The sequence below is a fragment of the Sorangium sp. So ce834 genome (genome assembly GCF_051521425.1).
In the GTDB taxonomy this organism is placed as follows: Bacteria; Myxococcota_A; Polyangia; order Polyangiales; family Polyangiaceae; genus Sorangium; species Sorangium cellulosum_D.
Genome location: NZ_CP150351.1, coordinates 10,933,802 through 10,952,472 on the forward strand (window position 1 = coordinate 10,933,802; position 18,671 = coordinate 10,952,472).

Genomic DNA, 18,671 nt, shown 5'->3' on the forward strand with positions numbered 1-18,671 from the left:
CTACCCCCGCTACCTCGACCAGGTTGTTTCGCAACGCTGATCGCCCAACCCTGGGTCGGGCCGCTCAACCTGGGTCGGGTCGCAGGTCGCCGTGCCAACCTGGGTCGAGTCGCCGCTCACGTGGTAGCGTCCGCTCATGGAGCTCCGCTTGCGCGGCCTCACCCGCCTTGACCCGCTCGCCGTCCCTCTTCCCCACGGCACCGAGGTGACCACCCGGGTTGACCGCCTCCTCGGCGACCGCCGCATCCCCCAGGGCGCCGTCGGGCGCGTCGTCGGCTCGGCCGGCGCGGAGCTCGACGTGATGCTCATCGGCATCGGCGTCGTCCGCTACCGCCGCGACGAGCTCGTCCCGCGCAAGGCCGGCCAGGTGCGGCACGCCGAGCGGCGGAGCGCCGCCTGGGACGCCCTCCGGCCCGCCGTGGTCCTCGAGGCCGTCGTGGGCTCACGCGCCTGGGGCCTCGCGAGCGAGGGGTCCGACACCGACCGACGCGGCGTCTTCGCGCTCCCCTTCCCCTGGACCACCGGCCTCGCCGAGCCGCCCACCGACCTCGTGAGCACCGACGGCAGCGCGTCGTACTGGGAGATCGAGAAGGCCATCCGCCAGGCCCTCCGCGCCGACCCGAACACCCTCGAGCTCCTCTTCGTCCGCACCGCCGAGCCTCGCGACGAGATCGGCGCCTGGCTCCTCGCCGCGCGCGAGTCGTTCGTCTCCTCCGCCATCTACGGCAGCTTCGGCCGCTACGCCCTCTCGCAGCTCAAGCGGCTCTCGCAAGCGCACCGGCTCGCCGAGCACCGGGAACGGGTGCTCGACTGGCTCGCCGACGAGCCCTCGCTCTCCCTCGACGACGTCGCCCGGAAGCTCGCCGCCATCAGCCCCCGCGCCGCGCCGACCGAGGCGGACCGGGAGCTCCAGGCGAAGGAGTACGTCAAGCAGCTCTACCGCTCGCTCCACGACCAGGGACTCCTGCCCGCCCGCGACTTCGCCTCGCTCGCCGCCTTCGCCCGCGAGGGCCGGACCGCGATCGACCCCGCCCGCGACCTCCGCCCCAAGAACGCCTACAACCTGGTTCGCCTCATCGCCACCGCGATCCGCTGGCTGCGCGACGGCGAGGTCGACCTGGTCGTGCAAGGCGACCTCCGCGAGGCGCTCCTCGCCATCAAGACCGGCGCCTGGCCCCTCGACCGGACCATCGAGCTCGCCGAGTCGATGACCCCCGAGCTGGAGGCCGCGCGGCTCGCCACGAAGCTGCCGCCGCACCCCGACGTGCCCCGCGCCGACGCGCTCCTCCGGCGCGTCCGCGAGGAGGTCGCCCGGCGGCACCTCTCGGCGGAGCCGGGCCCGCTCGGCAAGGACGCTCCCCCCGCGCCGGTCGCGGTCTGGGACGCGGGAGACCCCGGCCCGGCGCGCGGCAGCGCCGAAGGAAAGGACGAGGGATGAACACACCGGTGCTCGAGGCAAAGCAGCAGGAGGTCGCGGCGCGCGTCATCGCCGAGGAGGAGGCCAAGCGGCCGCACCTCGTCATCGCCTTGAGCGGCGCGCACGCCTATGGCTTCCCCTCGCCCGACAGCGACCTCGATCTCAAGGCGGTGCACGTCGAGCCCACCGAGAAGCTGCTCGGCCTGCTCCGCAGCAGCGCGAGCCCCGCGCGGATGGAGGTCATCGAGGGCGTCGAGATCGACTACACATCGAATGAGATCCACCCCGTCCTCCTCGGCGTCCTCCAGGGCAACGGCAACTACATCGAGCGGATCCTCGGCCCCCTCCAGCTCCACGTCGCCCCCGACCTCGCCTCGCTCCGCCCGCTCGTCGCCGCCGCGCTGTCGCGCCGGATCTTCCGCCATTACGTCGGCTTCGCCACGAGCCAGCTCCGCGCCTGGGAGTCGGGCGGCCGCACCTCGGCGAAGAAGCTCCTCTACGTCCTCAGGACCACGTTGACCGGCGCCCACGCGCTCCGGACAGGCGAGATCGTCACCGACGTGACCGCGCTCCTCGACCTCTATGGCTTCAGCGCCGCGCGCGAGCTGGTCGACCAGAAGCGCGCCGGCGAGAAGGCGGCGCTCGCCCCCGACACCGCCGCGCGCTGGGCAGAGCAGATCTCCCGGGCCTTCACGACCCTGGAGGCGGCCCACGATCGCGCCGTGCTGCCGGAGGAGCCGCCCAACCAGGACGAGCTCAACGACTGGCTGCTCGCGCTGCGCAGGGCGCGGCTCTGAGGCGCGGCGGGACACCCCAGGATCCGTCGCGGAGGTCGCCCGGCGAGCGCCGCCTCACCGCGGCAGCGAGCAGCCGTCGCCGCACGCCTTGCGCCCGTCGCGGCACTTCACCGCGGGCCCCTGCCCCTGGCACGTCACCGGGCATGATCCCCCGGTATTCGAGCACGACACGGCGCACGAGCCCGTGCAGGTCACCTCGCACCCTCCGACCCGGTTGCACCTCACGACGCTCCCGTCTCCCACGACCGGAAAACACTTGCCCACGTCCTCGCAGGTATACGAGCAGCGTGCGCCGCAGGTGGCCTGGCAGGTGTCCGCGTTGCGGCAGTCGACAGAGCAGTTGTCCGCGCACCTCGTGTCGCACGCCTTGCTCTTCGCGCAGGAGGACTGGCAGTCTCCGGCGCAGCGGCTCTCGCAGACGTCGCGGTCGGAGCAGCTCGGCCTGCAGCCGGACGCCTCACCGCACGTGAGCTCGCACCTCTTCGGCGCGTTTCCCGGGCTGCCGCCCCCGCAGGTGCACGGCATGCCCGGCGCGCAGCTGGCGGCGCTGACCGCGGGCGCCACCGAGCTCTGGGCCTGCGGGATGTCCTTCAGGGACACGGAGGCCGGCGCCGCGCCTTCCCGGGCGCCCTCGTCGCGGGAGGGCCAGAGCAGCAGCACCGCCCCGATGCCCACGCAGAAGAGGAGCACCGCGACCGCGCCGACGACGGCGAGCTGCGGCGCACGCGGCGCGCCTACACCCGGAACCATCCCCGGCGAGCTCGCGCCCAGCGAAGCCGGGCCCGCCCCGGGATACAGCGCCGGCGAGCTCGCGCCCAGCGAAGCCGCACCCACCGGCGGTCCGCCCGGGATGCCCCTGCCGTGCGCGCGCGTGCGCGCGTCGGCCTCGGCCGCCCCCGCCGTCGCGAAGGGGGGCTCCTCGCCCCGGCGCACGGCGCGCACGTCGGCGAGCATCGTTTGCGCGTTCGGGTAGCGCCGCTCGACCTGGAAGGCGAGCGCGCGGTCCACGACCCGCGCGACCCGCGGATCCACGCCCGGCGCCACGGTCGAGAGCGGCGGCGCCGGCGTCGTGCTCATCTTGATGAGGAGCTCTCCCTCGGTGAGCCCGTCCGCGTCGTGGAGCCGCCGGTTCGCGAGCAGCGTGAACATCGTCGCGCCCACCGCATAGAGGTCGGCCCGCCCGTCCACGTCCCTCCCCAGGATCTGCTCCGGCGCCATGTAGCTCGTCGTGCCCAGCACCGCGCCCGTCCGCGTCTTCAGGCCGGCGCCGCCCTGCTTCATGCGCGCGATCCCGAAATCGAGCACCTTGAGCCGCCCGTCGCGCGTCACGAAGAGGTTGTCCGGCTTGATGTCCCGGTGGACGATCCCGGCGTCGTGCGCGGCCCGGAGGACCTCGAGCAGCGTGTCCACGTGGGCGAGGATCTCGGGCATCGGGACGCTGCCGAGCCGCAACGCGCGCTCGCGCAGGCTCTCGCCCTCGAGCAGCTCCATCACCAGGAACGGCTCTCCCTGCTCGGTCACGTCGATGTCGAGGACCTGCACCGCGGCCGGGTGGCCGAGCCGCGTGGCGGCGAGCGCCTCCTGCTCGAAGCGGGCGCGGAGCTCGCGGGACACGGCGCCCTCCGGGTGCAGGATCTTGATGGCAACGCGGTGCCCCACGTGATGGGTGGCCGCGTAGACGGCCGCCATTCCGCCCGCCCCGATCAGCGCGTCGAGCCGCCACTTGCCGTGGAGGGTCGTCCCGACGCGGGCGCTCAGCCGCCGGATCTCTTCCTCTTCCGCTTCCGACATCGGCGCCGAGCCTAGCACGGGCCGCCTCGCGGCCGGCTCGACCGCCAGCGCCGCGATGGCCCGGAGTCACTGGCCCTCTCCGCTCATCGACGCTCGCGGATCGCGGCCCGCTCCCCGATCGCAGGAGACGCGCGCCCCGCGCTCCAGCGAGATCACCTCGTGCGCGGTGCCGCCAGGGTGCTCGCCGTCACCTGCGCTCGGCGCGCGCTCCCGCGGAGGTGGCTCAGGCCCGGCCGCCGCCGGCGCGGCCGCGGCCCGCGACGTCCCACGCCGCCGCGACCGCCTCTTCCGCGGTCGCGACCGACGCGATGCGATCCGAGCGCCGGTCGTCCACGCGTCCTCCGGCGAGCTGCCTCGCCCAGCCGCCGCTCGTCGCGAGCGCGAGCATCGGCTTGCCGAGCTGCCAGGCGACGGCGATCTCGCTCAGCGTGCCCGCGCCCCCGCCGACCACCACGACGACGTCCGCCGCCGCGACGACCAGGATGTTGCGCCCGATCTGCATTCCGGTCGGAATGACGATGTCCACGTACGGGTTGGCCGCGGACGCCTCGTACCCGGGCAGGAGCCCCACGATGTCGCCGTCGCGCCAGGTCGCCGCCTCGCGCCCGCCGCGCGAGACGGCGGCCATCACGCCCCCGAGCCCGCCGGTCACCAGCCGGAACCCCGCCTCGACGGCGCGGCGACCGAGCTCGACGCACACGGCCTCGGTCGCCGCGTCCAGCGCGAGGCCGTTGCCGATCACCGCCATCACGGGGCGGCGCGGCACGTAGGGAGCGATGTCCCGCTTCGTGTCCTCCTCTTCCCGATCGTCGTCCATCACGGCTCCGCTCCGACGCCCGCGGGCCGACGCGTCACGTGGCGCTCGGCCCGGTCGCGAAGCGCATCCTGTCGCTTCCCGCGCAGCGTGGCAAGAGCGCTCGCCTCGGCGCGCCGGCCGTGCCGGCGCCGCGCCCTACTGCTGGCCGGAGTAGAGGCCGTCCACGGCCTCGGCCCAGAGCTTGTTCATGGCGACGCGCCCGGCGGGATCCGGGTGCACCTTATCGGTCAGCTGCTCGGGGTGGTCCTCGAACCACGCATACAGATCCGGCCCTGGAGTGAGGGCGTTTTCGGCCGTGAGCTCGTCGATCGCCTGGTTGAACGCGCCGACCGCGTCGTGGTGGCCGTCGGGCGAGAACGGGATGCGCGCGAGCACCGGGACGCGGCCCGCCGCCTGGATCTTGTCGATGAGCTCCTGCAGGTTCGACTTGAAGGTGCTCGGGTCGGTCTGGTCCCACGAGTCGTTGGTGCCGTAGCCGATGGCGAAGAAGTGGTAATCGGGGTTCATCTCCAGGACGTCATCGATGCGATCGAGCGCGCTGGGGCGGTCCGTGCTCCTCGTGAGCTCACCGCCGATGCCGCCGTTGATCATCGCGGGGTAGTTGGACTCGTGCGCTGCGTGCACGTTCTCCGCGAAGCTCGGCTGCGTGGCCGGCGTGTCGCGGTCGTAGGCGAACGCCGTGATGCTGTCGCCGAGGAAGAACCACGTGTCCTCCGCGCCGTTCGAGATGTCGTGCACGTCGATCTCGTCGAGCTGGACGCCGGTGTCGTCGGACGTCGCGGGGGCCGCGGTCACGACGAGCCGGACCCAGCTCTGGCCGCTGAAATCGAAGCTGTGAGCGCGCGTGCGGACCGGGTTGTCGGTCACCTCGGCGACGCTCTTCCAGGTGCCGTCCGAGCCGTTCGTGGAGTCGCTCGACGTCTCCACGCGGTAGGCGCCCGGCGCCCCGTATTGCACGTCCGTGTAGTTGTAGTTGTACGAGGCCGTCCAGCTCAGGAGCAGCCGCTCGTACCCGTCGCCGACCTGGATGGCGATCCAGGCCGGCGCGCCTGCGGTGGGCTTGCCCGCGATCCAGGTTCCCGCCGACCTGTACTTGCCGTCGTTGATGACCGACGCCGTTCCCCTCGAGGCGAAGGCGGGCTTGCCGCGCGAGATGATGGGGTTGGGCGTGATCCCCGGCGCATCGGGGCCGCCGCCGTCGCCGCTGCCGCCGCCGTCGCCGCCGCTGCCGCCGCTGCCGCCGTCACCCGTGCTCCCGGAGCCGCCGGTGCCGCCTCCAGCGCCGCCGCTTCCCTGGGCGGAGGTGCTCCCCGAGCTCCCGGAGCTCGCGGACGCGCCCCCCGTCCCCCCGGAGCTCGCGGACGCGCCGCCGTCATCGTCCGAGCAGGCCGGCAGGAGCGCGGCCGTCCCAAGCACAAGAACCAGGAAGGCTGACTGTTGGAATGAACGCAAAGCCATCGAAGCTGACCTCCAGGGCCGGGCACTCTGGGACATCGTGGCGCCACGATCAACAGCGGACGCGACCATCGCCATCAATAAGATGAACCGGTAAAGCGTGGCGGGTCGTGAGACTGTGGCCGGGGACCCCGATCGGTGCCCGCGGGGCGCAACTATCCACCGTAGCGGTAAAGCTACAACAACAACGCTCGTCGCGAGGTTGGCACGGCTTGATGGGCGGCGATGCGCGCGGGGTGGCGGGTGAGCCGTGGAGCGGGCGGGGAGCGAGCTTGAAGCGCAACCCCCTTCGGCGCCGGGTCCAAATGACCCGGCAGCTGGCGGAGGCCTGCGGCGCGTGCTCAGGCGCCGGTCGTGACGAGCAACTCCCTGGCGTCACCGACGACCGCCGCCCGGCGGATCCACCGGTCCAGCTCGGCCAGATCGGTGCTCGCGAGGACGCGCTCTCGCACCTCCGCGGGGATGTCGACGCCGCGGGACTCCAGCACGGCGAGCACGGCCTGCGCCTTGGCCTCGATCTTTCCCTTCGCCACGTAACTGCGCGCGAATTCACTCTGGAACACGTATCCGCTCTTCATCATCGCCTCCAATGTCCGCCTCGCCGCCTCGTTCATCGAGGATAGCACCAGATCTCCGTAGACAGCGCGTCGCTCCTCGTCGAGCCCGGCAGCCGCCGCCAGGAACGCCACGCCGATCGCCTCCCCCACGCCGCTGTGCCCGTGCGCCATCGCCGAGAGCACGACCACCTCGGGCGCGGCCTTGGCCTGCGCGGCGTCGGTGACGACCGGGACGCCCTCAGGCCCGAGCACGAGCGGCCTCAGCGTCCAGCCAGGGTGGCCCGTGCGGATGGGCCGCGAGCACCACCTCACCATCGCAGGATCGGTGGTCACGACCAGCAGCCGGGTCGGGCAGCGATGCTGGGCTCGTGTCTGCGTCATGTACACCGGCCACACGTAGGGCTTGTTCGGATCCACGCCGAGCTGGACCTCGATGACGATCCCCAGCGCGGGCCGCTGCTGCGCCCCCACGAGCACGACGACGAGATCTGCACGGCGGTCCGAGGGAACGATCTCGGTCAGATCCGAGGACTCGACACGCGCTTCCTGGAAGGTGGGGATCCGCTGGCCGAGCGCGCTTTGCAGCATCTCGGCAGCGAGCGTCGGCCGATTTTTGAACAGCTCTACCAGGGCTTCATGGGCAATTGAGGGCATCGATAGACTCTCGGGCAGTTGCGGTCATGATGGTTGTTCAAGCGGCTTGCCTGGCTCGCGCAGTGGATCCCGCACGAGCCGCGCAGCCGCCTCCCACCCCATCAATTCCGGGCCCCCTCGCAAATCCGTCACGCCGCGTGTCCGACGGCGCCTCGCCCCAGGCCTGCAGCCAGGCCTCGATGCTGCGCGGGGCACGCGCCGCGTGACCGATGCGCCGGGACATGTGACCGGTAGAGAGCCGTCGCCAGCCGGAGGCTGCACGGATCACGGGCTGCCGCCGCGCGGCCCTCTCGTGCCAGGCTCCGTCGCGGCGGAAGGCGCCCTCAGCGCGCCCGGAAGGCGGCGCACGGATCGCCGTCCGACACGCGCGGCGTGAACCACACGAAATCGAACGGCAGCGTCGCCGTCGAGAGCTGCGCGGCGTACCGGGCCGGCTCCTGCATGCCGCGCTGCACCTGCACGAACGCCAGGCTCAGCACCTCCGCTCCAGGCGCCTCGAGCGATAGCCAGTACGGCACGCCGCGGTCGCGCCGCGCGTGCCCCGCGCCGGCGATCAGCACGGCGCCGCCGGCATCCGCGCTAGCCATGGCCTGCGCCAGCTGCGCGTCGCGCGCGCGTTGCGCGAGCGCCATCGTCGGGATCAGCCGCTCGGGCAGGTGCCCGCAGTGCGAGTCGCGGAGCTCCTGCTCCAGCGACGCCTGCTCGGCGGCCGGGAGCGGCTGCTCGAGCCGCAGCGCGGCCGCCCGCTCGGGCGGGACGCCCTGAAGGCCTTGCCGCGCGAGCGCGCGCGCCTCGTCCTGCGCCACGTTGCCGCCCACGATCGGCAACCCGAAGCGAAAGGCGACGTCGAAGATCGGCAGGTACTCCGAATAGGGAGGCCAGCTCGTCTTCTCCCAGCCGATCCACGCGCCGAAGCCGGCGGCGTCTCGCCGCGCCGCCGCGTAGCCCTCGATCGCCGGCTGCTGCTCCGCCTCGAGCATCTCGAACACCACCCGCGGGCGCCGCCCTCCTGCCGCCACCTGCTCCAGCACGCGCGCCTGGAGCCGGTGGTGGTCCGGGTTGTCGTGCCGCTCGCCGAGCAGCACGAACCGCGCGGCGGCGAGCCGCGGCGAGAGCGCCGCGACGTCGACGAACGCGCCGGCCTTCACGTCCCACAGCTTGCCGACGAGCGCGTGATCGCGATCGAGCGTCGACCGCCACGGCTCCGCTTCGCCCGGCGGCGCCTTTGCTGGCGCAGCGCCGCCGCTCGGCGCGGCCGGAGCGCGCGCGGGCGGCGAGGGCGAACAAGCGAGCAGCGTCGCCGCGCAAGCGACGCTTGCGAGACGGCGCGCGCGCGACAGCGGAAAGCGTGGGGCGGCGTCGAGCGAGCACATCAGCTTCGTTGTCGGCATGGTCGTTCCTGTGGCCGCGCCAGCGTAGCAGCTCGATCGCGCGCTTCCCCTACCCGCCCTCCGCCACCACCTCGCTCCAGTCGATCTCGAACCGCGCCAGGTACTTCCGCAGCCGGTCCGCGTCGTTGACGCTCTTCTTCTTCGCCCGCGACGCGGCGAACAGCACCCGCCCCGCCTCCGACAGCGACCGCGCGCTCTTCAATACCCGCAGCACCTCGGCGAGCTGCACCCGGTCGAACGGATCGAGCGCCGCCGCCCGCCGCGCGCCGAGCGCCGCGACCACCACGTCCTCCCCGCCCTCCCCCGCTCCCGCGCCCGCCGCCGACGCCGGCCGCCACGCCTCGGCCAGCCGCGCGATCTCCTCCTCCACGATCGGCAGCCCGATGCGCCCCCCGGGCGCGAGCGTCGCCATCCGCGTCACGGCCGCGTTGAAGTCGCGGAAGTTGCCGGGCCACAGCGCCTCCCGCGACGTCGCGAACCGGAGGAACCGCTCGCGCGCGTCGCGGCTCATCGTGATCCTCACGCCGAGCAGCCGCGCCGACGCGTCGAGCTCGTAATCGAGGTTCGGCGCGATGTCCTCGACCCGCTCCCTGAGCCCCGGCAGCCGGAAGGTCCACAGGTTGATCCGCGCCAGGAGATCCTCCCGGAAGCGCCCCGCCGCGACCTCCAGCGACAGATCGCGGTTCGTGCCGGCGAGGAGCTGGAACTCGCTCCGCACCTCGCGGTCCGAGCCGACCGGCAAGAACGCCTTCTCCTCGATCGCGCGCAGCAGCATCGCCTGCTCGTCCGCGCCGAGCTCGCCGATCTCGTCGAGGAACAGCACCCCGTCGTGCGCCTTGCGGAGCAGGCCCGGGCGATCCTTGAGCGCGCCCGTGAACGCGCCCTTCGTGTGCCCGAACAGCGACGACATCGCCCCGTCGCCGCGGATCGTCGCGCAGTTCAGATCCACGAAATCGCCGCTCACCTGCCGGCGACCCTTCTTGAGATCGTAGATCTTCCGCGCGAGCTGCGATTTGCCCGCCCCCGTCGGGCCCATGAGCAAGATCGGCGCGCGCGACGCGATCGCCACGTGCTCGATCCGCTCGATCAGCCGGTTGTACCCCGCGTTGCGCGTGTCGATACCGCTCTTCAAGAACGACACCCCCTCGCGCTGCTCCTTCTGGAAGCGCGAGGCGATGCGGTCGTACTTCGAGAGATCGAGATCGATGATCGTGAACGACCCGGCCGCGAGCTCCGCCCGGTCGCGCTTCGGCGGCGACGTCTGGATGAGCCGGCCGGGGAGGTAACGCGACTCCGTGAGCAGAAACAGGCAGATCTGCGCGACGTGCGTGCCCGTCGTGATGTGGATGAGGTACTCCTCCCGGTCCGGCGCGAACGGGTACGCCCGCGCGAAGTCGTGCAGCGCGCCGTACACCGCCTCGAAGTCCCACGGGTCGTCCACCTCGATCACGTGACCGCGGATGTCCGTCTCCGGCGAGACGTGCCGCACGTCGCCCATCACCGTCCCGGCCAGGCCGTCGAACCGGCGCTGGTAGAGCAGCTCGAACCGGTCGACGATCAGGTCCTCGTGCTGGCAGAGCGCCACGCTCGGACGCCACCGCGACCAGCGCTCCGGCGTCTTGCCGGTGTCCAGCGTCGGGCCGAGCATGCCGAGGACCACCGTGGATTTGCGCGTCATAGAAGGTTCTCTAGACGATTTATACATGCAGATAAGCGCCGCGGCCAGCGCCCCGCGATCGCCGGGATTCCGGGTGGCACGCGCCGTGCGATATGCGGGAACACGGGGACGCCGGAACACCAGAGGACCGGAACGCCTGAACCGAACCACCCAGGCGTGACCCAACGTCACCGAACCCCGGGGCGCGCGCCGGACGGCTCGCCCCCTTCCCGGAGATCTTGCCATGGAGCGAAGCTACAACGTCATCCCCACGGACTCGGGCGTGCCCATCAAGGCGTGGACGGTCGGCGTGCCGTTCGAGCCCGCCGCCGAGGCGCAGCTCAAGAACATCGCCGCGCTGCCGTTCATCCACAAGTGGATCGCCGTGATGCCAGACGCCCACCAGGGCATCGGCGCGACGGTGGGGAGCGTCGTCGCGACGCACGGCGCGGTCGTCCCGGCGGCCGTCGGCGTCGACATCGGCTGCGGGATGATGGCGGCGCGCACGAGCCTCCGCGCGTCGGACCTGCCGGACTCGCTGCGCGGGCTCCGGACCGCCATCGAGGGGGCGGTGCCGCACGGCCGCACCGACAACGGCGGGAAGAACGACCGCGGCGCGTGGCGCTCGCCCCCGCCGGCCCAGCTCGAGGCGTGGGCCGCGCTCGAGCCGCGATACCGGCAGATCGTCGAGAAGCACCCGCGCCTCGGGCGCGGCTCGGCCGTCGAGCACCTCGGCACGCTCGGGACCGGCAACCACTTCATCGAGCTCTGCCTCGACGAGGACGACCGCGTCTGGGTGATGCTGCACAGCGGGTCGCGCGGGGTCGGCAACCGCGTCGGGAGCTACTTCATCGAGCTCGCCAAGCAGGAGATGAGGCGCTTCTTCGTGAACCTGCCCGACGCGAACCTCGCCTACCTGCCGGAGGGGACGAGGCATTACCACGACTACATGCAGGCGGTGTCGTGGGCGCAGGACTTCGCGGCCGTGAACCGGGAGCTGATGATGGCGCAGGTGGTGGGCGCGCTCCGCGCGTCGGGCGAGCTGCCGCCCTTCGACGCGGCCGTCGAGGCGGTGAACTGCCACCACAACTACGTGGCGCGCGAGCACCACTACGGAAAGGACGTCCTCGTGACGCGCAAGGGCGCCGTGCGCGCGCGGGCGGGCGATCTCGGGATCATCCCGGGCAGCATGGGCGCGCGCTCGTTCATCGTCCGCGGGCTCGGCAACCCGGAGAGCTTCTGCAGCTCGAGCCACGGCGCGGGCCGCGTGATGTCGCGGACCGAGGCGCGCCGCCGCGTCACCGTCGCCGAGCACGAGGCCGCGACCGCCGGCGTCGAGTGCCGCAAGGACGAGGCCGTGATCGACGAGACGCCGGCCGCGTACAAGCCGATCGACGACGTGATGCGGGCGCAGCGGGACCTCGTCGAGATCGTCCACAGGCTGCGGCAGGTCGTGTGCGTGAAGGGGTGAGCCGCGGCCCGGGGCCGTGGTATCGCTCGTCCAGGGAGAGTCGACTGCCATGCTGACCATCGATGGATCCGTCGGAGAGGGAGGCGGCCAGATCCTCCGCACGACGCTCTGCCTCTCGCTGATCACGCAGACGCCTGTCCGGATCACCTCGATCCGCAAGGGCCGCGCGCGCCCGGGGCTGATGCGGCAGCACCTCACCTCGGTGCAGGCCGCCGCCCAGGTCGGCCGCGCCGAGGTGTCGGGCGCCGCGCTCGGCTCGCAGGAGATCGTCTTCCGGCCGACGGCGATCGTGCCCGGCGAGCACACGTTCCGCGTCGGCAGCGCGGGGAGCACGACGCTCGTGCTGCAGACCGTCCTGCCGGCGCTGCTCCGCGCGCCCGCGCCGTCGACGCTCACGCTCGAGGGCGGCACGCACAACCCCATGGCGCCGCCGTTCGATTTCCTGGACCTCGCCTACCTGCCGCTCGTGCGGCGGATGGGGCCGGACGTCACCGCCACGCTGGTGACGCCCGGCTTCTATCCGGCGGGCGGCGGGCTCGCCCGCGTCTCGATCGCGCCCTCGCCCGCGCTCGCGCCGCTCGAGCTGCTCTCGCGCGGGGAGATCCGCGGCCGGAGGGCGGTGGCGACGGTGTCGAACCTCCCGAGCTCCGTCGCGATGCGCGAGCTCGACGCGGCGGCGGCGGTGCTCGGCTGGGAGCCGGCCTGCTTCAAGCCGAGCGTGCTGACGGGCGGCCACGGCCCGGGCAACGTGATCGCGATCGCCGTCGAGAGCGAGCACGTGACCGAGGTGTTCACCGGGTTCGGCGAGAAGGGCGTGCGCGCGGAGTCGGTCGCCACGAAGGCCGCCGAGGAGGCGCGCGATTACCTCGCGGCCGGCGTGCCGGTGGGCGAGCACCTGGCCGATCAGCTGCTCTTGCCCATCGCGCTCGCGGGGCGCGGCGCCTTCCGGACCGTCCGCCCGTCGTCGCACACGACGACCCACCTCGGGCTGCTGCGAGATCTCCTCGGGATCCGCGCGTCGGTGGAGCAGATCTCCGAGCATGCGTGGCAACTCGAAATCGGGCGTTGAGCGCCGGGCGGCTCGACAGACGACATCGGTCGCCGCGCCCGGGCGCGATTGACGGCGGCGTCCCGGTCGTGCCACATCACGGCGGGCGCGCGGCGCGCTCGTCGCGGGCTCCTCCGCGGCGGGAGGGCGCGCGCCCGGACGGCGGCGACGCGGAAGGCGAGACGATGGCGAAGCGCGACTACCTCAAGATCACGGACATGACCCTGGCCGAAGCGCACCGCGTGCTCAGGCTCGCCGCGCGCCTGAAGGAGGAGCCGAAGGGGCGGCGCGCGACGCTGCTCGCCGGCAGGTCGATCGCGGTCGTGCTGGAGAAGGCGAGCACGCGCACGCGCGTGTCGTTCGAGGTCGGGATCGCGCAGCTCGGCGCCCAGCCGGTCGTGCTGAGCACCCAGGGCAGCCAGCTCGCGCGCGGCGAGCCGATCCGCGACACGGCCCGCGTGCTCGCCCGGTACTGCGACGCGATCGCGTTCCGCACGTCGTCGACCGCGCGCCTGCTCGAGATGGCGGAGGCGAGCGTGCCGGTGATCAACGCGCTCTCGGACGACGGGCACCCGGTGCAGGTGCTCAGCGACATCTTCACGATCGAGGAGGCGCTCGCGGCGGGCGGCGACAGGAGCGGTATCGCCGGCCGGCGCATCGCGTTCCTCGGCGACTGCTCGAGCAACATGGCGCGCTCGTGGCTCGAGGCGGCGCCGCTCTTCGATTTCCACCTCGTGCTCGCCGGGCCCGAGGGGTACATGCCGCCCGCGGACGAGGTCGCGCGGGCGCGGGCGACAGGCCACGTCACCCTCGTGAACGACCCGCGCGAGGGCGCGACGGGGGCGGACGTGGTGAACACGGACGTGTGGGCGAGCATGGGCCAGGAGGGCGAGGCGGAGCGGCGCCGCGCCGCGTTCGCCGGCTGGACCGTGGATGCGGGGGTGATGGGCAAGGCCGCGCCGCACGCGATCGCGCTCCACTGCCTGCCGGCGCACCGGGGCGAGGAGATCGACGACGAGACGCTGGAAGGGCCGCGCTCGCGCGTGTGGGACCAGGCCGAGAACCGGCTGCACGTGCAGAAGGCGCTGATGGTCTGGCTGCTCGGGGTCGAGCTGGCCTGAGGCTCGGACCAGGCGGGAATCAGACCGCCCTCAGACGGTGCCTCAGACGAAGAGAGCGCCGGAATGCACTCTAGCCCTCCCCCTCTCGATCATGATCGGGGCGCCGGCGCAATAAGCAGTCAGGAACAGCCCTAGGTTCGACGCACGCGACAGGCGAGCTCGTGCGCAGCCCCTCCGACGCGGCGCTTTAACGCGCTGCTGCGATCGACGCGCTGCTGCGATCGACGCGCTGCCCCCAGCCGGGCGGCGTGCGCGGAATGATCTGCTCGTTCGATGGTTCGATGGTGCACGCGGTGAGTTCGTTCGTGGTGAACACGCCGCCGGACTCTGGTGGGCAATCTCGCAGCGGCCATGTGGTCTCACCCGATACCGCACGATGTACCCGCGATGGGCGATCTCATCTGTGCTTGAGACCACATCGCTCGTTTCGGGATCGCCCCGGGGAACAACGAAGGGTTCTCCCCGATTGCGACTCGGGCCGGTGCGCTCCACTGTGGCCGGTGCGCTCCACTGTGGTGGTCCACGCGATGAGCTGTGCCAGGGTCGCTGTGAGCAGCGTCGCGACGCGTGGTCGAGCCACATTTGACGTTGTTTCACAACGCAACGAAGGAGTTAGCACCATGCGAAATCGATTCGACAGGGACATGGATTACGGCCGAGACGAGCGCGGCTGGGACGAGCGCTACGGACAGGGCAGCGGGAGCTGGGACGAGCGCCAGGCACAAGGCAGCAGGTGGGACGAGCGCCAGGGGCAGGGCGGAGGCTGGGACGAGCGCTACGGCCATCCCCGGGGCAGCTTCCCGGAGCGCAGCTGGTCGCGTGACGAGCACCGCACCTCGGGCTACGACCAGGACCGCGACTACGGGCGCGCGATGCAGCGCGGCTATGGCGGCGAGCACACCTACGACCAGGGCCGCTTCTCCGGTCGCGACCGCGGCTTCGACCGCGATTACAACAGGAGCTTCGGCGGCGGGTACGGCCGCGACTACCGCGGCGAGTATAGCCGCGGCTCCGGCGGCGACCACAACAGGAGCTTCGGCGGCGGAGCTGGCCGCGACTACCGCGGCGAGCACGAGGGCAGCTTCGGCGGCGACTACAACCGCGGCGTCGGCGGCGACTACAACCGCAGCTTCGGCGGCGATTACAACCGCAGCTTCGGCGGCGGCTATGGCCGCGACTACCGCGGCGAGCACGAGGGCAGCTTCGGCGGCGGGTACGGCCGCGACTACCGCGGCGACTACAACCGCAGCTTCGGCGGCCCCTACGGCCGCGACGAGAGCCGCGGCTGGGGCCGCGACCAGGACCACGAGTACGGCCAGGACTTCGTTCGCACGGTCCGCGACGCGGGCCGCTCCGCGATGCAGAACGTCAGCGGCGCGCTGAGCAACATCGGAGAGCGCGTGCGCAGCGCCCTCGGCCGCGGGCCCAAGGGCTACAAGCGGTCCGACGAGCGCATCCGCGAGGACGTCTGCGAGCTGCTCTCGGATCGCGACGATATCGATGTCAGCGAGGTCACCGTCCGTGTGCAGAACAACGAGGTCACGCTGGAGGGCACGGTGAGCGAGCGCCACCACAGGCGCCTCATCGAGCAGATCGCCGAGAACGTCCGCGGCGTGGAGGACGTGCACAACCAGATCCGCGTCAAGCGGGCCACCGAGACGACGACCGCGATGACCGCGACGACCGGCATGGCCGGCTCGACGGCCTCGACGGGCGCGCAGCAGAGCGCGTCTCGCCCCATGGCGAACGACGTCGCCCATCGCTGACCCCGCCCGGCAGCCGCGACGGCAGGGCCAGCGCGGGGCGCAGGGCCTCGCCGGCTCACGGCCGGCCGGCGAGCTCCGCGACCACCTTCACCAGGCCGGCGGGGTCGATCGGCTTCGCGACGTGCTTCTGGAAACCGGCCGAGAGCGCCCTCCTCTGGTCCTCGATCCGCGCATAGGCGGTCAGGGCCACCGCGGGGATCCCCCGGATCTCGTCCCGGCCCGCCGCGCGCACCTGCCGTATCAGCGTGTAGCCGCTCTCCCCCGGCATGCCGATGTCGCTCACCAGCACATCGGGCCTCAGCCGCTCCAGGACGCCCATGGCCTCGCCCATCGAGCCCGCCGTGGTGACCTGCGCGCCCGCCCCCTCCAGCAGGAACGCGACCATCTCGCGGGCGTCCGGCTCGTCGTCGACGAGGAGGACGTGGAGGCCGGAGAGCGCCGCCCGCTCCCCCTCCTCGAGCGCGACGCGCCACGGCGCGGGCGGCGGCTCCTCGCGCGCGCTGGAGGGCGCCGCGTTCAGGGGGAGCGTCACCGTGAACGTGGCGCCGCGGCCCTCGCCCTGGCTCTCCGCTTCCACCGTGCCCCCGTGCAGCTCGACGAGGTGACGGACGATGGCGAGCCCCAGGCCGAGGCCGCCGTGCGCCCTCGTCGGCGAGGAGTCGCCCTGGCGAAAGCGGTCGAAGACATACGGCAGGAACGACCCGGCGATGCCCTTGCCGTTGTCGGTGACCGCAATCACGACCTGCTGCGCGTCGCTCCGGCCCACCCGGACCGTCACCCGACCTCGCTTCGGGGTGAACTTGACCGCGTTGGAGAGCAGATTCCACATGACCTGCTGGAGGCGATCCGGGTCGCCGCTCATCGCGCCGGGCGCGTCGTCGAGCTCGACGCAGATCTCGATGTCCTTCGCCCTCGCCGTGGGCGTGAGGGTGTCCACGGCGGCCTCGACGACGGCCGCGAGATCGACCGCGACCGTGTTCAGCCGCAGCTTGCCGGTGATGATCCGGGAGACCGTGAGGATGTCATCGACGATCTGCGCCTGCGCGTGGGCGTTCCGCTCGATCGCCGCCATGCCTTGCTTGACGCGGTCCGGGCCGAGCTCCCGCTCCTTGATCAGCCGCGCCCAGCCCAGGATCGCGGTGAGCGGCGTCCGCAGCTCGTGCGAGACCGTCGCGAGGAACTCGTCCTTCATGCGGTTCGCGTCCTCGGCCCGGAGGCGATCCTCCTCCGACTGGGCGAGCGCCTGCTGCTCGCGGCGGAGCAGGTCCGCGCGCTCTCGCTCGAGCTGCTTCAGCTCGGTGATGTCGACGACGGCGCCCGTCAAGAACAGCGGGGAGCCGCCCCGATCGCTGATGAGCCGTCCGCGGTCGTGGACCCACCGGATCGCCCCGTCGGGGCGGATGATGCGATGGATGATGTCGTAGACGTGCTGCTCCCGGAGGGCCCGCCCGTGCGCCGCGACCACCGCGTCGCGGTCCTCCGGGTGCACGCGGCTCAGCCAGTCGTCCATCGGCTGCGTCGTCTCGCGCTCTTCCAGGCCGAGGATGCGGTTCAGGCTCGCGTCCCTCGTATCGAAGAGGGTCGTGAGGTCGATCCTCCACGTGCCCACGTCCGCCGCCCACGTGGCGAGCCGGAGCCGCTCCTCTCGATCCTGGAGCGCGCTCTCGATCCGGAACTGCTCGCTCAGGTCGACCGTCAACCCGACCATGCGGATCGCCTCGCCGCGCGCGTCGCGGAGCACGGACCCGCGATCGAACACGTGGGCGACGGAGCCGTCGCCGCGGTAGATGCGGTATTGGTCCGACCAGCTGTCGCCGCTGCCGCGGAGGAGCTCCTCGAAGCCGCGCGCCACGCGATCGCGATCCTCGGGCAGCAGGCGGCTGAACCACCAGGCGCCCGTGGGCGCCGTCTGCTCGGGAGCGTAGCGGAAGACCTCATGAAACGTATCGTTGCGTTCGACCTGGTCCGTCCGGAGATCCCAGTCCCAGATCGGGTCCTTGACCGCTCGCGCGAGGAGGCGATAGCGCTCGCGCTGTATGTCCACCTCCACGCGCGCGTCGAGCTCGCCCGCGGCGGCCTCGCCAGCGCCCTCGCCCGCCGCGCCCCGGGCCGCGGGCGAGGGCACGGGAGGCGCCTGCCCGCCCGCGCTGGCGAGCGCCACCGCGGCCTGATCGGCGAGCGCCGCGAGCACCCAGGCATCCTCGTCCGAGGCCTGGCGGAAGCGCTCGACCGCGAGCACGCCAGAGACGCGGTCGCGGAGGATCAAGGGAGCGGCGACGACATGGGCCGAGCCGTGCAACGCGCGCGTGACCCCCTCGTCGAAGCTCGGCAGCGGGCGGCCGCGGAGCTCGGCGAACAGCGCCGGGTCGAGCCCCAGCGAGGACCGGACGACCGGCCGCTCCTCGTCGTCGTTCAGGATCAACACGGCCCTGCCGGCGCCGCTCAGCTGCCGCGCCGCCGAGAGGACGGTCTCCTGGATCTCGCGCGCGGAGCGCGCCACCGCGAGCGCGCGGCCGACCTCGGTCAGCACACGCACTTGCGACCGAGGTCTGCTCTCGAGATCGATCACGGAGGAACGGGCCTCGGCCGGATAATACGGGAACTCTCGCCAATGGTGGATGTGCATCCCTGACCGGACCAGCCGGGCACGCTCGGCGCACGGCGCAGCCACGGCAGAGCGCGAGCAGGCGGTATACCTCTTGTGAAACTGTAATAGGAGCGTGCGGACA

14 protein-coding genes are annotated in these 18,671 nt (G+C 72.4%); 6 read left to right on the top strand and 8 right to left on the bottom strand.

The window, feature by feature from the left end; translation table 11 throughout:
- Positions 1-136: 136 nt before the first annotated feature.
- Together WMF20_RS40235 and WMF20_RS40240 are read left to right on the top strand one after the other, a co-directional pair.
- On the top strand, positions 137-1,438 hold the full coding sequence (locus tag WMF20_RS40235; protein WP_437607032.1) for a DNA polymerase beta superfamily protein: 1,302 nt from the start codon (positions 137-139) through the stop codon (positions 1,436-1,438).
- Positions 1,435-2,214, top strand: a complete 780-nt coding sequence (locus WMF20_RS40240) for a nucleotidyltransferase domain-containing protein (protein WP_437607033.1) — start codon at positions 1,435-1,437, stop codon at positions 2,212-2,214. The genes WMF20_RS40235 and WMF20_RS40240 overlap by 4 nt, the downstream gene beginning before the upstream one ends.
- Before the next feature lie 54 nt (positions 2,215-2,268).
- On the opposite strand, the gene WMF20_RS40245 is transcribed toward WMF20_RS40240, so the two are convergent.
- The 6 genes from WMF20_RS40245 to rtcR form a co-directional block, all read right to left on the bottom strand.
- Complete coding sequence (locus WMF20_RS40245; protein WP_437607034.1) at positions 2,269-4,005, bottom strand: serine/threonine protein kinase; 1,737 nt, start codon at positions 4,003-4,005, stop codon at positions 2,269-2,271.
- Positions 4,006-4,228: 223 nt separating this feature from the next.
- Positions 4,229-4,822, bottom strand: a complete 594-nt coding sequence (locus WMF20_RS40250) for a TIGR00725 family protein (protein ID WP_129579249.1) — start codon at positions 4,820-4,822, stop codon at positions 4,229-4,231.
- Positions 4,823-4,957: 135 nt separating this feature from the next.
- On the bottom strand, positions 4,958-6,238 hold the full coding sequence (locus WMF20_RS40255; protein ID WP_437607035.1) for a GDSL-type esterase/lipase family protein: 1,281 nt from the start codon (positions 6,236-6,238) through the stop codon (positions 4,958-4,960).
- A gap of 380 nt (positions 6,239-6,618) precedes the next feature.
- A complete protein-coding gene (locus WMF20_RS40260) occupies positions 6,619-7,488 on the bottom strand; it encodes a hypothetical protein (protein WP_437607036.1) in 870 nt (289 codons plus the stop codon).
- A 323-nt stretch (positions 7,489-7,811) separates the two neighbouring features.
- Entirely contained in the window at positions 7,812-8,879 is a 1,068-nt protein-coding gene (locus tag WMF20_RS40265; RefSeq protein ID WP_437607037.1) for a ChaN family lipoprotein, read from the bottom strand.
- A gap of 49 nt (positions 8,880-8,928) precedes the next feature.
- Entirely contained in the window at positions 8,929-10,557 is a 1,629-nt protein-coding gene (rtcR, locus tag WMF20_RS40270) for an RNA repair transcriptional activator RtcR (protein ID WP_437607038.1), read from the bottom strand.
- A 223-nt stretch (positions 10,558-10,780) separates the two neighbouring features.
- Here rtcR and WMF20_RS40275 point away from each other — a divergent pair, with 223 nt between their 5' ends.
- From WMF20_RS40275 to argF, 3 genes are all read left to right on the top strand, one after another.
- Positions 10,781-12,007: an RtcB family protein gene (locus WMF20_RS40275; protein WP_437607039.1), complete on the top strand. Its 1,227-nt coding sequence runs from the start codon at positions 10,781-10,783 to the stop codon at positions 12,005-12,007.
- A 49-nt stretch (positions 12,008-12,056) separates the two neighbouring features.
- A complete protein-coding gene (gene rtcA, locus WMF20_RS40280) occupies positions 12,057-13,076 on the top strand; it encodes an RNA 3'-terminal phosphate cyclase (RefSeq protein WP_437607040.1) in 1,020 nt (339 codons plus the stop codon).
- Positions 13,077-13,240: 164 nt separating this feature from the next.
- Positions 13,241-14,176, top strand: coding sequence for an ornithine carbamoyltransferase (argF, locus tag WMF20_RS40285; protein WP_437607041.1), 936 nt, complete (start codon positions 13,241-13,243; stop codon positions 14,174-14,176).
- 187 nt (positions 14,177-14,363) lie between these two features.
- Here the strand turns inward: argF and WMF20_RS40290 are convergent, their stop codons facing one another.
- Positions 14,364-14,492: a hypothetical protein gene (locus WMF20_RS40290; RefSeq protein ID WP_437607042.1), complete on the bottom strand. Its 129-nt coding sequence runs from the start codon at positions 14,490-14,492 to the stop codon at positions 14,364-14,366.
- Positions 14,493-14,796: 304 nt separating this feature from the next.
- Here WMF20_RS40290 and WMF20_RS40295 point away from each other — a divergent pair, with 304 nt between their 5' ends.
- Positions 14,797-15,942 (top strand): BON domain-containing protein, encoded by a 1,146-nt coding sequence (locus WMF20_RS40295; RefSeq protein WP_437607043.1) that lies wholly within the window; start codon positions 14,797-14,799, stop codon positions 15,940-15,942.
- Positions 15,943-15,997: 55 nt separating this feature from the next.
- Here the strand turns inward: WMF20_RS40295 and WMF20_RS40300 are convergent, their stop codons facing one another.
- On the bottom strand, positions 15,998-18,478 hold the full coding sequence (locus tag WMF20_RS40300; protein ID WP_437607044.1) for a PAS domain-containing protein: 2,481 nt from the start codon (positions 18,476-18,478) through the stop codon (positions 15,998-16,000).
- Positions 18,479-18,671 lie beyond the last annotated feature (193 nt).